14 protein-coding genes are annotated in these 15,709 nt (G+C 37.8%); all 14 read left to right on the forward strand.

Going from position 1 to position 15,709, the window contains the following annotated elements:
• Positions 1-453: 453 nt before the first annotated feature.
• The 14 genes from K9N40_06715 (at position 454) to K9N40_06780 (ending at position 15,453) form a co-directional block, all read left to right on the forward strand.
• The gene (locus K9N40_06715) at positions 454-882 is read left to right on the forward strand and encodes a prepilin-type N-terminal cleavage/methylation domain-containing protein (GenBank protein MCF7814149.1); all 429 of its coding nucleotides are present in this window, start codon (positions 454-456) and stop codon (positions 880-882) included.
• A gap of 14 nt (positions 883-896) precedes the next feature.
• Complete coding sequence (locus K9N40_06720) at positions 897-1,952, forward strand: type IV pilus twitching motility protein PilT (protein MCF7814150.1); 1,056 nt, start codon at positions 897-899, stop codon at positions 1,950-1,952.
• 3 nt (positions 1,953-1,955) lie between these two features.
• Entirely contained in the window at positions 1,956-2,501 is a 546-nt protein-coding gene (locus K9N40_06725; protein ID MCF7814151.1) for a hypothetical protein, read from the forward strand.
• A gap of 4 nt (positions 2,502-2,505) precedes the next feature.
• Complete coding sequence (locus K9N40_06730; GenBank protein ID MCF7814152.1) at positions 2,506-3,186, forward strand: type II secretion system GspH family protein; 681 nt, start codon at positions 2,506-2,508, stop codon at positions 3,184-3,186.
• A gap of 15 nt (positions 3,187-3,201) precedes the next feature.
• Positions 3,202-5,223 (forward strand): hypothetical protein, encoded by a 2,022-nt coding sequence (locus K9N40_06735; GenBank protein ID MCF7814153.1) that lies wholly within the window; start codon positions 3,202-3,204, stop codon positions 5,221-5,223.
• A gap of 99 nt (positions 5,224-5,322) precedes the next feature.
• The gene (locus K9N40_06740; protein ID MCF7814154.1) at positions 5,323-6,393 is read left to right on the forward strand and encodes a pilus assembly protein PilM; all 1,071 of its coding nucleotides are present in this window, start codon (positions 5,323-5,325) and stop codon (positions 6,391-6,393) included.
• 10 nt (positions 6,394-6,403) lie between these two features.
• The gene (locus tag K9N40_06745; protein ID MCF7814155.1) at positions 6,404-6,997 is read left to right on the forward strand and encodes a hypothetical protein; all 594 of its coding nucleotides are present in this window, start codon (positions 6,404-6,406) and stop codon (positions 6,995-6,997) included.
• Positions 6,997-7,551 (forward strand): hypothetical protein, encoded by a 555-nt coding sequence (locus tag K9N40_06750; protein MCF7814156.1) that lies wholly within the window; start codon positions 6,997-6,999, stop codon positions 7,549-7,551. The genes K9N40_06745 and K9N40_06750 overlap by 1 nt, the downstream gene beginning before the upstream one ends.
• On the forward strand, positions 7,552-8,100 hold the full coding sequence (locus K9N40_06755; protein ID MCF7814157.1) for a hypothetical protein: 549 nt from the start codon (positions 7,552-7,554) through the stop codon (positions 8,098-8,100).
• Positions 8,101-8,116: 16 nt separating this feature from the next.
• Complete coding sequence (locus K9N40_06760) at positions 8,117-9,517, forward strand: hypothetical protein (protein MCF7814158.1); 1,401 nt, start codon at positions 8,117-8,119, stop codon at positions 9,515-9,517.
• A gap of 12 nt (positions 9,518-9,529) precedes the next feature.
• Positions 9,530-11,641: a hypothetical protein gene (locus tag K9N40_06765; protein ID MCF7814159.1), complete on the forward strand. Its 2,112-nt coding sequence runs from the start codon at positions 9,530-9,532 to the stop codon at positions 11,639-11,641.
• A gap of 16 nt (positions 11,642-11,657) precedes the next feature.
• Complete coding sequence (gene tadA / locus K9N40_06770) at positions 11,658-13,364, forward strand: Flp pilus assembly complex ATPase component TadA (GenBank protein ID MCF7814160.1); 1,707 nt, start codon at positions 11,658-11,660, stop codon at positions 13,362-13,364.
• 30 nt (positions 13,365-13,394) lie between these two features.
• Positions 13,395-14,648 (forward strand): type II secretion system F family protein, encoded by a 1,254-nt coding sequence (locus K9N40_06775; protein ID MCF7814161.1) that lies wholly within the window; start codon positions 13,395-13,397, stop codon positions 14,646-14,648.
• Positions 14,649-14,694: 46 nt separating this feature from the next.
• Positions 14,695-15,453 carry a prepilin peptidase gene (locus K9N40_06780; GenBank protein ID MCF7814162.1) on the forward strand — a complete coding sequence of 253 codons (759 nt, stop codon included), beginning with the start codon at positions 14,695-14,697 and terminating at the stop codon, positions 15,451-15,453.
• The last annotated feature ends 256 nt before the right edge of the window (positions 15,454-15,709 follow it).

Genomic DNA, 15,709 nt, shown 5'->3' on the forward strand with positions numbered 1-15,709 from the left:
ATGAGACTCCACTTCAGAAGATCCGTCAGCTACTTGAGAGACTGAAGTTGAGACTTATATTTCTGAAGCTCAGACGGAACTGAACTCCAACGTTACTCAGCTAAGAATTGCCCCGGCAGAAGTCGGGGCTTTTTTCTTGATTTATTGAGCTTTTCGCTTTGGTGTACACGAAATGCACACCCTATGAATTAAATTAACATTTATGCTCAAAATCCAGTATTTTCGAGCATCTTCAAATTCCTGTAAAATGTTTGATCGAGCTGAAAATTTATTTTATTACAACTCACTAAATTATGGGAAATATTTTTTATCCAAGTTAAGTTTAAATATAATAAAGAGTTACAAAGATATTCTATGAAGTTATGATCGATTACGAATAAAAATAAATTAAATCTAAAAATTCGGAACGAAATTTGCAAACATTTATATTCGTATATATTTAAGGAGGAAGTAATGTTTAAAAAATGTAAAAATCAAAAAGGATTCAGTCTTATTGAATTGTTGGTAGTGGTTGTAATTATCGCCATTTTGGCAGCTATTGCTGTGCCAATCTACATGAATTATGTTCGTAAGGCAAGATCCACAGAAGCTCAGTCTGCGATTGCAGCTATCAGAAGTGCATACAGAGTACACTATCAAACTTATGGAACTACAGATGATTATGACATCGAAGATGCAATGAAAGATACCCAGCTTGGCAACAGAACCCTTAAGAACTGGGAATTCGAAGTTGTTGGTAACCCACCAGACAAGTACATCGCAACTTCTACAGATGAGTTTCCGGAAAAAGCCGGAAAGCAGGTTTGGTATGATAGAGATGATGCAACTTATCATGGTTATGGAATTGATGAAGAAGTTGACCAGGAAGAGGTAGTCGACTAAATCGGAGGTATCTTTTGACAATTAGAGAACTATTGCAGTTTACATCAGATGCTGGTGCTTCGGATTTGCATTTAAGTTCTGGTTCCGTTCCTATGGTTCGTGTATTGGGCAGAATGAAAAAACTAAATATGCCCAAATCCACTCCGGAAGAAGTGGAACAACTCATTTATAGCACAATGAACGACTCTCAGAAAACCATTTTCAAGAAGAAACTGGAGATTGACTTTTCCACAAAACTTGATGATAATACACGCTTTCGTGTAAATGCTTTTCATCAGGTAAATGGAATGGGAGTAGCTTTTCGTGTTATTCCGAATGTGATTAAAGATTTTGATGAATTGCATTTACCCGAGATCCTGGCGCGTATTGCTATGAGACAGCGTGGACTTATCTTGGTTACAGGTCCTACAGGAAGCGGGAAATCAACAACTTTGGCTACTATGATCGATTATATAAACGATCATAAACATTGCCACATTATTACCATCGAAGATCCGATTGAATTTGTTCACTACAGCAAAAACTCACTTATCAACCAGCGTGAAGTTGGACATGATACCTGGTCTTTTACTGCAGCACTTCGTTCTGCACTGCGTGAAGACCCAGATGTTATTCTGGTGGGTGAGATGCGAGACCTGGAAACAGTTTCTCTGGCTCTTACAGCTGCTGAAACCGGTCACCTGGTGCTGGCAACCTTGCACACAAGTAGTGCTACCAAATCGATCGACCGTATCATCGACATGTTCCCAAAAGAACAACAAGCACAGGTTCGGTCTATGCTTTCCGAATCACTTCAAGCGGTTGTAGCTCAAACGTTATTACCCATGAAGGACGATTCGAATCGTATTCCAGCTTTGGAAATAATGATTGCCAATGCAGCAGTACGAAACTTGATCCGTGAAGAAAAAACCTATCAGATCCCTTCTGTAATTCAGTCGGGAACAAAAGAGGGTATGCAATCTCTGGATCAATCTTTGTACAATCATGTGATGAACGGATTTTTAGACAGAAAAGTAGCTGAAGATATAGCAGATAATCCTAAAATGTTTGTTAGCGGTCTGGGCTTTTAGAAGATGTTTTGTAAGCTAAAATCTCAGACAGGATCGTTGCAGCTAAATTCTGCTGAGCATTCCTTTTCGATCTCTAAAAAACTGAGATCGGAAGCTGGAATTGGATTAATCTCGGTGGTAGCAGCAGCTTTCATCGTAGCTATCTCCATTGCAGGATTATTCGTGGCTTCGCATGTAACCAGATTCAAAGCTTTGGAAGTATTTCATTATCGAGTAGCTTTACTAAAAGGTCTGCAAAAAATTGAAGAGATAAAATTCCAGAATAGATTGAACGTGGAAACTGAACCTGTAAACATTGATGGTATCGGTTCTGAAGAATTCTATCTGGATGAATTGGATGGCGTAACTCTGAAGGGAAAAGTTCATGCTCCCTCTATTACGCATCACTCCGATGTTGTTGTTTCTCAATTTGCCAGATATCACAAAGTTATAGTAAAAGTTACTTGGTATGACGGCCCCAGATATTATTTCAATAAGGTTTTGAACAAACAAAAGCAACTTATTCTGAGAGAAGATTATTTCTACAGAGCAAGTGATGTGGGGCAATAATATTATGAAGAAAATTAGAAATCAAAAAGGTGTATCTCTTATAGAATTGATTGCCGGAATTCCGATCGCAACTCTTTTGTTTGCTACTTTGATATTGGCTATGGTGCATTTTGTAAAAACGTATCAGGAAACAAAATTGTTTCTGCAATTGCAGGAAGACCTCTATCAGACTATCGAATATATGCGTTATGGTCATGCACATGAAACCGAAACTGAAGGTGAACAATTGATCGGTTTGATGACAGCGAGAGATGTACAGCTCTCTGCTGCCGGAAATTATTTGCAGATTTTTCCTCTTATGACCAATCAGACTTATGCCGGTTCATTCTGGACCAGGTATACGGTAAATGATGATCATCAGATGGAAGTAAGAAGCAGATACGGGAATTCCAAAACGGTTGAAACTATGCTGATCTTTCCAAGAATGAAATTCCATGAAAATCAACAGAATGAACGTCCGAAGAAATTCGGAAACGAACCGCAGTTTGAAATAATGAACCCGCGCGATATTTGGACGGTTCACGTTGATGATGGTGGAAATGCCATGATGGTAGATATTAGATTGGAAGGAAAAGTTAGATATCGAGAAAGACAAGATGGGCAATCAACTAGAGAAGATATTGCGAAAAATACAAGAACGATTGTATATGAAACTTCTGTGTTTTTGGGAAATGCTGTACATTAAAAAAAGGAGTCAACTATGTTTAAAGTTTTTAAAAATGATTCCGGTAGTGCGATGATAGCAGCATCTGTTGTTGTTTCTGTTGTTGCTGTAGCTTCATCCTGGGCACTTATGGGAATGGTAAGTAACTCTGCTCTGCAGGTTCAGTTCGACCATGATGCTATTCAGGAAGAGCTGCTTTTACGCTCTGAATCCGTTCGAGCCCACCTGGCAATTGAAGATAACAATGGATCAGTTCCTCCTCCCAGAGGTGGGATCGATCTGAGGATCAAAGATTCTATCGGAAAACGTGATACTCAATATAATATCGTAAATAAGGTGGAACAGAAGAATGTGACCATTTTTATGGGTCAATCTACAGATCAGGTGCTTGCGATAAAATCTCTTATCAGTGCAAAGCATGAAAATGAAGATGGAAGTTATGATTCTCCTGTACAGCGTTTAACAGAAAAGTTGGTTCGTAATCAGAGCTTGGCTCAATATCAGTATTTTACTGATACAGAGAAATCTGAGAATTCAGATCTGCAGGAGGATATTGTTAAGTTCTGGGGACCGGATGTTTTGAGTGGCCCAGTTCATTCCAATGATGATATCTGGCTGCAAAATGCCGGTGGTGGCTGGCCAACATTCCATTCTATGGTTACTACTGCCAAAAGGTTCAGAGTGTGGCCTACAGGTGCACTTGCTGTTCAATCTGCACCTATGGGTGATATTTTTCTTGGTGGATACGCAGAAGAAGTTCCAGCAATTTTGTTTAATCCGGATGCTTCTGAACTACAAAACAATGCTGCACATATAGCTATCGGTGTAGATATTGTTTATGCAAAATTAAATGGTGGTTCTATACAAACCAAATTCGGCAACATTGTGAATGATGGTCAGGAAGATTTTGATGTTTATAGCTGGTATCCGCATAATCATTATTATGCAAATGATGTTATTAATAATGGTGGAAACTGGTTTGAAGATTCTGATATTGTCTGGACAAATGAAGTTACGATGTATGATACTGTCTGGTCAACTGGACCAACTCTTCCAATCTCTCCTAACGGCAACTCCTATTATTTTCCAGATTCTGAACTCTGGGTGGAAGGTTCGATGCAGGGCAAAGTAACACTGGGAAGCGGAAGACGTGTTTATATTACTGATGATATTACTTATGCAAATACAACACCTGGATCTCCACCTGATGATCCCAACAACACTAATTTAACTGATTTCTTTGGTTTGGTTTCAGAAGAGAAAATGATGATCCGTTATAAGCATAAAGATCCGTTCCTGGAGAATGAATTAAGATTTGGCAATTGCAACGATGTGTATCTTTATGGTGCATATGCTGCTATTGGTAATGGTGATCCAGATTTATACGGGGCATATAACTGTCATTATGATGGAATTTTTACATTCCAATATCAACATGGTCATGGTTCCACACCAGATTTTGCATCGATTAGTCCTTATACAATGATCGATACTGTTTACACATATATAGATTTGCATAAATTCATATTTCCAATTAATACTTATGTACCACCAAACATATTAGGATTTAATTTACATGGAAATTTACCACCATATGGTGGCCAAGATCCTGCCTGTGGCTTTCCATATGAAGATGATAGTTATATTTTTTCTTATCCCAATAATAATTCTGGTAATTATGCCTATCCTTATGGCACTGACTATCCCTGGTATAATCCGGTTTGGCCGGAATCTGAAGAAGACATAGTTTGGGAAAGAGGCGATCTCCATATCTGGGGAGCTATCGCTCAAAGAAGAAGAGGTTTTATTCACCGGTCTGGTTCTGATCCTTATAATCATCCTGGGAATAATCTATGGGAACTTGATGATTATACTTTCCATTATGATGGTATACACCCTTCCTGCGGATATGATAAGGATTATAATTACGATGATCGCTTTCTGTATGTACAACCACCAGATTATCCACAGGTTTATGAAGGCTGGGGCGGAGGTTTGTCTGCGCTTTCTTCCTTCGATAAACGAGCCTGGGGATTTTATTCACCAAAGGACTGGTAAAATCATCGATCGTTCTGAACTTATAGTAAAACAATGGCAGCGTTTTATATAAACGTGAAGATATAGATTGAAATGTTAAGATAAATAATGTGAGGTTATATGGCAAAAGAGAAAAAAGTAAAATTTAAGGAATCGATCGGACTTGATATCGGCTCTCACAGCATCAAGATGGTTTACCTTAAGAAGCTGCATCAAGGTTTCAAACTGTTAAATTATGAAACCCGATCGACATTACCGGATGGAGTAGAACCTAATCAGTCAGATCTTTCACGCGATAGATTTGCTCCTGTTCTTTCCGGTATGCTTAGATCAATGAAAATTAACCCCAAAAAGGTAAAACATATTGTTTCTTCTATCGGTGGAGATAATACCAGCATCAAGCAGATTAAAACGATATTCCTGCCCGATGAAGAACTGGAATCTGCCTTGTTCTTCGAAGCAAAAAAGCATTTACCCATTGGTGGTTCCGAAATGATTTTGGATTATCAAGTTCTAAGTGTGGAAGAAAAAACCAATAATATGAATATCTTGCTGGCTTCCAGTACAAAAGAATCACTGAATGGGCACTCCACTATTTTAACCAATGCCGGTCTTACACCCGGAATAGTTGATCTGGAATCGCTGGCAGTGGCAAATAGTTTTGCTTTGAACACATTTGTAGAAGAAGGGATTTACGTGATCTTGAATCTTGGAATGTTTAAAACAAATATGGTCATCTATGGTCCAAAAGCAAAATTCTTCTCAAGAGATATTAGCTGGGGCGGCTATCATATCACCAAAGATATCATGAAGCAGAAAAAGCTTTCCTATCAGGAAGCTGAAAAATATAAACTGGAACATGGTTTGATAGCTGAAGATGAAGAAAAGCAAAAAGATTCGATCATTGCGCTTGATATTACCGAGAAATCTGCAACTGAGATGATAGTGCAGGAAGTGAAGCGTTCTTTACGTTTTTATGTGAAGGAAGCAGGAAATAGTGATTTTCGTAAAATCTTAATGGTGGGTGGAACTGCAAAATTGAAAGGACTACCCGAGTATTTTACAGATCAGCTCAAACTAGAAACTGAAGTCTACAACCCATTTGTGAATCTTGAAAAGCCTGAAAAATTCAAGGACAAACAAGATCCGCAGCTTGCTTTGGCATTGGGTTTGGCAATGAGACCGGAATAAGGGAGCTGCTATGAATAATTTATATTTTAAAATTAATCTAAATAAATATGGAGAACTTCGCCGCAAGATCGAAAGTGAGAAGAAGACATTTATCTATACAGCTGTTACGTATGTTCTTATTTTCGTAATCGCATTAGGATTTGTGATTTCTTTCAATATGGATCTGAACAAAAAACTGGAAAGCAGAAAAAGACTATTGAATTCCATTCGAGATGAAATCAAATCTTACGAAGTAAGTGGTGAATTCCTTTCCAAAAAAGATCTTGAAAGATTAACCAAGATCAGTACGCAGCGTATTTTCTGGACCAGGAAGCTGGTAGCATTATCCGAGGTAACTACAGATAATATTGCGATCACGCATTTCTCGTTTAAGTCTGGTAGCCTAAGTTTATATGGAATTACGCGTATAGACAAGGAACAAAACGAGTTTGTACTTATCGATAATTTCATCAATCAATTGAAGAATGATGAACAGATCAATAAAGACTTCCCCGAAATTATTTTCGTCAAATCTCGTAGAGATATGGAAAAAGATGTGGAGATTCTCAGATTCCAGATCGATGCCATCTCCGAAGAGTTTGATGAAGAAGGTGGAGGTTTATAATGAAACAGAAATATCTTGTACTTTTGTGTTTAATGATATTATCGATGTTATGTTTCTATTATTTCAGTGCTCAGGGAATCAACAGCACGATCAGAGAAATAAAAAGACATGACAATACGATAAAAAAAGATCAGGACAAATTGAACAGTGCTAAAGTGTTGAATGAACAGTTGAAAGAAGTCTCCAAAGTTATCACTTCCAGTATGTCGGAAACCAAACAATTTACTCCTGGAGAAACCAATGAATTCATCAAAAAACTGGCTACTCTGGCCGATGAATACAAAATTGCTGTAAATACTATTTTCCCAAAAGTTATCGATACTTCCAACAGGAATTTATTAGAACAGCAATATACAATGATACTGAATTGTACTTTTATTCAGATGGGGCAATTCCTTTCCAAATTGGAAAGCTTCGACAATATCATCAAGATCAAAACTCTTGATGTGAGTCCCATCAAAATAGATAGAAAAGTAAATACGGAAATCGATGCTGTAACTCGATATCAGGTTACCATTGAACTCTCTACTTTCAAAATCGTGAAGGAGGCTTAGATGGAAGAAAAATATCTCAAAGATTTCGTCATAGCCCTGGTTGTTATTTCACTTATCCTTTTGATAGTGAAAGACATGAGTCTGTATTCCAAGACTGGAAATGTGCCGATGGAATCCAAATATAAAGAACTTGCTTTAGGAGAAGAACTTCTGCAGAATATCCATAATCTGGAAAATTCTATTAAAGAAAGAAAAGATTTTGTTTTTTCTGTAACAAAAGATCCATTGGAACAAAACCTGATCGTAAAAACTATTCAGGACCTGGAAATGCAATGGAGAGAAGAAGTGGAAAATATGGTAAGATTGGAATCTACCATTGTTCCTGAAGATGGAAAGAAGAAAGCTGTTATATCCTATCAGGGAATTACCAATATTTATGAAGTTGGCGATACTTTCAAAAAAGGTAAAATAACAGACATTCGTGCCGGTGAGATCAGCTATAATGCAAATGGAAAAACTCTGACAATGCAGATTCAGAAACTTCCTGAAAAGCCTGCATCGATTAAGAAGAGTGGCACAAACAACAAAAATAGAGAATATAATTGGTAATATAAAAGGAGAATGTATGAAAAAGTTCAATTTAAAAGAAAAAGCAATAATTTTGACGCTTTTCCTGTTCATTTTACTTTCTGCTGGACTTTCTGCCCAGGAAAGTGTTAATGAACTTCTAAACAAAAAGATAACTTTAGATGCCCAGGATGCATCCATCTCATCCATTATCACAACTATGGCTCGCATGAGCGATTGTAATATCGTTCTGGCCATGGGTGCTGCAGATCAGGATGATGAAGAGGGTCAAGAACAAAAGATAACTATCTCGATGAAAGATGTTCCAGTCGAACAAGCTTTGTCATTGGTAGTAAAATCGATTGGCCTTTCTTATCGTCTTATTGGTGAAAAAACATTCATCGTGGGTGATAAAGACAGAATTGACGAAGAAGTTGGTGAAAGATCATATATCATCAACCTGAATTATGTAGATGTAGAAAAAATAGTAGAAGCTCTTGCAATAATGCCTGGAATGGCTGTTCCTATTGCAGGTCAGAATGCCATTCTACTTCGAGCTAATCCTGAAACTTTTGCTGAGATCAACAACAGAATTGAAGAGATTGATATACCACAAAAGCAGATTGAAATTCGGGCTCGTCTTATCGAGATCTCGATTTCTGAAGCTCAAAAAATTGGTGTCGACTGGTCCAGATTGAATCAGCTTACAACTATCTTAGCAGAAGATCCTGTTTCTTCTACTGGTGCTGGATTACCCTACAACTTTAATGATGAAACTGGAAATGAAGCTTATGGTGATCTTTCTCCTTTCGGTGAAATGCCGGAAGATCAGTATTTCCAGAGAATGGGCGAAGATGCTTTCAAATTCAGTCGTCAAATGTATGCTTTTGATGTAACCATTGACTGGCTTCTGGAAAATAATGCAGCGCAGCTTCTTACAGATACAAGAATCACAGCTCTGAACGGTGAAGAAGCTGAAATCCATATTGGTGAGATCGTTCCTTTCGTTGTGGAAGATAATGAAAAGCAAATTCAGGTGGAAAGAGAAGAAGTTGGTATCAAACTTCACATAAAACCTAATGTAAATAAAGATGGTCAGATTACTGCTAAGATAGAACCGGAAGTTAGCTCTGTTATCGAATTGGTTGGCGGATACGTTCCCAGAACCAAGATTAGAAGGATCACTTCTACTGTCATCGTTCCAGATGGAAAGAAGATCATAGTTGGAGGTCTTTTAAATTCTAATATCACAACCAAAACAAACAAAGTTCCTTTCTTGGGAGATCTTCCATTTATTGGAAAATTGTTCCAACACAAAGAAAATACTGTAGAGAATACAGATCTTATCATCGAGATCACTCCTCATGTTGTTACAGCCAGCGATCTTGATTATGAATATGATATCGACGAAAGACTGGAACGTAATTTGATAAAAACAAAAGATGAAAACCAAGAGTAAATGGGAGGGATTATGAAATCTTTTAAATATCTCTTGATTCTATTGGTTTTATCGGCTGCAGCATTGTTATTTATAACATCTTGTGACGATAGAACAATGGAACCTGAAACTTTCTTCATTACCAATATGTCGGTAAATCCTGATACAATTTATGCAGATAATGGAATAACTTATTCTGAAGTTGCTGTTACCGTTAAAAACGAAGACAATTTTGCTGTAACAGGCCAGGAAGTTAATTTCCGATCATCAATTGGTAATGTTCTGTATTCTGTTCTTACAGATAGTACAGGAATTGCTCATTCCACATTCTGGGATGACGGCAATATTGGAACAGCTACGATAGACGCATTTGCAGGTGATGTTAGTGCTTCTAAGGATGTAGTTGTTATTGAAACACCACCAATTGAAACCATAAATCTGGATGCTCCTTTAGATGTGATTGTAGGGAAGGTTAATCTTATCAAGGCATCTGTATTGAATAATTTTGGCCCCGTTCCCAATAATACAATAGTTGTTTTCGATACAGATCACGGCTATTTCCAAACTGCTGACGGTACCGATCTGGGCAGTACTACCCAGGCTCAAACTTCAAATGGAATTGCCAAAGTTTATTTCAATAGCGGTACTCAAAGTGGATTGGCGACGATTACCTGTTCAGTTTCAAATGTTCAGGAAGTTGCAGAAGTACCTGTATTACCGGGAAATCCCAATAACATGACCTTGAACGCTGATCCGGTGCTTATACATGTTAATGCCAATGAGTCATCAAATATTACTGCCACAGTCAAAGATGTTTATGGAAATCCGGTATTACCGGGAACTTTAGTAACATTTGAATCAACAATCGGAACCGTTAATCCTTCTGATGCTACAGACGAATATGGTCATGCAAATACTACGTTTTCACCCGGCGTACAGGCTGGCTTGGCCGAGATCACTGCAACAGCAGATTCTGCCTCTGCTACAACTCAAGTTACGGTTATTAGTGATCAGGTTTATTCTCTGGCTTATGCTTTCTCCGGTCAAATTGATATCAACCTTCTGGGAACGGGTGGGAATGAATCAGTTGAAATCGTCGTTAATCTTTATGATTCGAATGGCAATTTGATCGACGACAATGATGATCTGGAAGTTTATTTCAAGTTTATCACAGCTCCAATTCCGGGAATAGGTGATATCGGTGCCAATCTTAATAATACGGTTTTCTATCCTTCTACTGATTCTGTTAGTGTTCAACCGGAAAACGGACAAGCAGTAGTCTCTGTCAGCAGTGGAACAAATCCTGGAACTGTTGGCTTGAAAGCTTATACTTACAATGCATCAAATAGTATGATTTCAGCATCAAAATCAAATATCGTAGTTCATTCCGGACCTCCCAATTCAATTGAATTGACAATTGGTGATGTGGATTCGGGAGAAAATATGGGTGGTGGTATGTGGCAGATTCAATGTGCTGCTATCATCAATGATGCCTGGGGTAATCCAGTAGATTATGGAACAGCTGTCTGGTTTTCTCTGGAAGATGCCGAATTTCCTGGAACTGATCCGGATTGGGCTGCCATTGGAGCTGAAGCTTATGTAGGGAATGAAAATACTTCCGGCGACTCTCTGGATGGTGTTGCTTATACATATATGAATTATGAAGGAAATCATACAAACGACAGTCTTGTTGTTTGGGTAGAAGTTTCCGGGCCTACTTCCACGTTTACAGATTCTACGGTTGTGATAATGCCTATTCAGTTTGCTCAGATCGATATTGTAGCTACTCCAAGTCACGTTGACTGGACGGCTACGAATAATCCAGAATATCAATACACTTTAGTTCAAATTCTGGTAACTGATGAGCAGAATAATCCGATCAATGGTCAACCTGTTTACATAACTTCAACACCGGGTGTGCCAGTTGCCGGGCCGAATAGTACCACGCCAAGCTTCATTGGTTATACCGGCAATGTTAATGGAATTCAAGGAATGCTTCATAAAAGCATTCTATTCTATAAATATGAATGTCCTGCACCAGGCTTGGTTCCTCCTGGAACAACAGATGCAGTAATTGTGGCAACGCTTCTTGGAACTGGAATTTCGGGAGACATAACTGTAACACTGAACCGTTACGTTCCATAAATAATAAGGAGATTTAATGAGCTTTAATCCTCAATTTGCTAGATTAGGTGAAATATTAATTCATCTGGGATTAGCAACAGAAGAACAGGTAAAAGAAGCTGTTTTAAAGCAAAACAACTTCAACCTGAAAATAGGTGAAACTTTAAGAAAATTAGGATATATAAGCGAAAAAGATCTTTTACAAGCTCTTCACCTGCAACTGGAATACGAGATAATAGATGAAGATGAGCTTTTAGATATCGATCCAGAAATCGTTAAATTGATACCCGAACCTTTTGCAGTGGAAAATCGTGTTATAGCTATCCGCGATGATGGTGATGCCATCATCGTGGCTATGACCGATCCTGAAAATATTGTGATTCACGACAGCTTGAAGAAGTTCCTGGATAAAAATATTAAACCAATGCTTATCGGAGAGGGAACTCTAACCGATACTTTGGAAAAATATTACAAAAGTATTCGAACAACTTCTCAGGTAGAAGATGCTGTAGGAAATTTTGAATTTGTTGCTGTTGATGAGGATGAAAATGAGATTACTGTAGACACAAAAAAAGATGCAGATGCTCCTGTTGTAAAACTCATCAATCTTATTATTACAGAAGCTATCAAATCAAATACAACAGATATTCACATTGAACCACTCACCAAAAATACACGTGTGCGTTTCAGAATTGACGGAGCCTTGCGAGAAGTGATGTCTCCTCCGATCGGATTGCATGCTGGTATGGTTTCTCTGGTAAAAGTGATGTCGAAATTGAATATTGCAGAAAGACGACTTCCGCAAGACGGTCATATTTCATTGAAAACTGCCATGAAAAGTGTGGATGTTCGTGTGTCTATTACTCCTACAGTTACTGGCGAAAAAGTCGTGATGCGTCTTTTGGACAAAGGTGAATTCGGTTTTACACTAACCAATCTTGGTTTTACCGAAAGTAATCTGCAGATGTTCAAGAAATGGATTCGTCGTCCTTATGGGATCAATATAGTTTCAGGACCTACAGGAAGTGGTAAATCTACCACTTTGCACGCTGCTCTTAAAGAAATCAAAGATATCGAAACAAATATTGTAACAGTTGAAGATCCGGTTGAATATCGCTTGGATGGTATTACTCAGATAGAAACAAACGCCAAGATCGATCTTACTTTTGGTCGTGCCTTGCGTTCGGTATTACGTCAAGACCCAGATATTGTACTCATTGGTGAGATCCGAGACGAAGAAACTGCTGATATTGCTATCAAATTCTCGCTTACGGGTCACCTTGTATTTACTACATTGCACGCAAATGACGCTCCTTCAACTATCACTCGACTTTTGGATATTGGCGTTCCTTCTTATCTCGTTGCTTCATCACTGAACCTGGTGATGGCTCAGAGATTGGTAAGAAAAGTATGTAGCCATTGTGTTTCAGATTACAATCCTACCGATGAAGAATTGATGGATGCAGGTATCAGTAAAGAAGATGCTTCCAAGATCAATTTCAAAAAAGGTAAAGGCTGTGTTCACTGCGATAATACAGGATACTCAGGTCGAACCGGTATTTTTGAAATGTTGGAAATAACAGCAGATGTCAGAAAACTAATATTTGATGGAGAAGATCAGGATAAAATTCGCGATGCTGGCCTTAAAAACAGCATGATGAATCTTCATGAAAGTGCGATGCTGAAAATGAAGGAAGGCGTTACTTCGATTAATGAAGTTATCAAACTGACCATCTCCGATTAACGTTGATATAAATCAAAAGGAAAATTTTGTATGGCTAGTTTTCAATATATAGTAAAAGATGCAAAAGGTGTAAGAGTAGAAGGGGCTGTCAAGGCTGCTTCTATGGACGAAGCTATCGAAAAACTCACCAAAGAAGGCAGCGTTATAATTTCAGTTAAATCTGCTTCCGAAGGTGCTTTTCAGGGCCGTCTGTCACTTTTTGAAAAAGTTCTTTTAACAATCTACAAAATCAGAACGGGCGTTAGCCTTAAAACTCTAGTTTTCTTTACTCGCCAGATGGCAACTATGTTTTCTGCCGGTCTCACGATCGAGAAATCACTTTCCAACCTGGCAAAAGAAGAAAAAAGCAAGAAATTCAAAAAAGTGTTAGTGAAATTAGCAGGAGATATCAAAAAAGGATTTAGTCTATCCGAAGCGATGGAGCAACATCCTGGTGTCTTCAATGCTTTGTATATTTCTTTAGTGAAAGCCGGAGAAGTTTCCGGTACACTTCATACTGTTTTGGATGAACTTGCAGAATATCAGGAAAAGATAGAGGATACACGAAGAAAAGTTACTTCTGCACTGTCTTATCCGATCTTTATTCTGGTATTTCTGGCAGTTGTAATCTGGGCTCTGTTCTATTTTATCATCCCTATGTTTGCAGGAGTGTACGAAAGTTTTGATGCAGATCTTCCCGGACCAACCAGGGCAGCTATTGCTATGAGTGAAGTGATCCGTGAACATATATTTCTAACTTTTGTAGGAATCCTGGCAGCATTTATGGCTTTCTTTCTCTTCTATCTTTCAGATCGTGGAAGATATGTGATAGATAAGATTATACTTAAATTGCCAGTAATTGGCAATTTGCTGGAAAACTCGATCATGAGTAAATTTGCGAGGACATTCAGTATCTTGATGTACGCTGGTGTACCGATCATGGAGACCATGGAATTGGTCGAAAATGTGGTGCAGAATGCCGTAATCGAGAATGCCATCCGTAAAGCCAGAGTGATGGTAAAAGAAGGATATAGTGTTGCCGGTGCTTTCAAAAAGACAGGAGTTTTTCCTCCAACTCTTTTGCAGTTGATGGCGACCGGTGAAGAAACAGGAGATATGGATGCTCTTTTAAGAAAAGCTGGTGATTTCCATCAGAAACTGGTAGACTCAGTTATCGAGCGTCTTACTTCTCTTATCGAGCCTATTCTAATTATAATTATGGCAGGAATGGTGGGATATATCATCATCATCATCTACTTGCCGATATTCAATCTTGGTCTGGCTATCAGTTCAGGTTTGAAGTAAATTAAAAATAAAATGCTCGGGTTTTGCTCGAGCATTTTTTTTGTTTATGACATTAATATTAAGTATATTTATCTTTCTACTGGGAATGGCTTTTGGAAGCTTTTTCAATGTCTGTATTTATCGAATCCCAGCAAGATTATCTTTACTTCCAAAATCTCACTGTCCCAATTGTGACGCACTAATCAAACCGCAGCAAAACATACCGATATTCAGTTATATTTTCTTAAAGGGAAAGTGCAGAAATTGTGGTTCAAAGATCCATTGGCATTATTTTATTGTTGAATTGATAACTCCAATTTTATTTCTACTTTTATTTCTGAAATTCGGATTTTCTCTATTATTATTGAAATATCTAATCTTTATATCTGCCGGAATAATCATTTTTTTTATTGATGCATTTCATAGAATAATTCCTGATATTATTTCTCTTCCATTAATAGCGATAGGGCTTGCATTTTCTGTGTTTCCAGGTAGTGACCAATCCCTGTTAACTTCTTTACTGTCAGCATTATTCGGCTTTCTGATATTTCTGGTAACGGGATATGTTTTCGATCTTATCACAAAACGTGAATCACTGGGTGGCGGAGACATTAAATTAATTGCTGCGATCGGAGCGTTCCTTGGAATATTCGGCTTGATATTTACGATTTTTGTTGCCTCTTTCTCAGCTCTTATCTTACTTATTATCATAAAACATGATCGCTCAAATGTATTTCCATTTGGGCCATTTCTCATTTTCGGTGCAACTTCATATATATTTGCAGGCAATATTATTTTTCAAACTTATTTAAATCTATTTTTCTAAAATATTGTAACATTTTTTTTCACCTCTGTCCCAATAGTTACCCATAATATTAGAAAATAAAAAAAACATAAAATCTCAGGCAAATTTTTAATGCGTTGCAAAATAAAATGATAGCATAAAATCACTGCTGTCCAGTTAAAGACAGTATGAAATCGTGAAGACGCAGATTATAAGTGGGTAAAATGGCATAAAAAATATTTTTCGATTTGAAATCGTAAATTCATTTTTCACCTTGCTCCATGGAGGTGGAAAATGA

The sequence above is a fragment of the Candidatus Cloacimonadota bacterium genome (genome assembly GCA_021734245.1).
GTDB lineage: Bacteria > Cloacimonadota > Cloacimonadia > Cloacimonadales > TCS61 > B137-G9.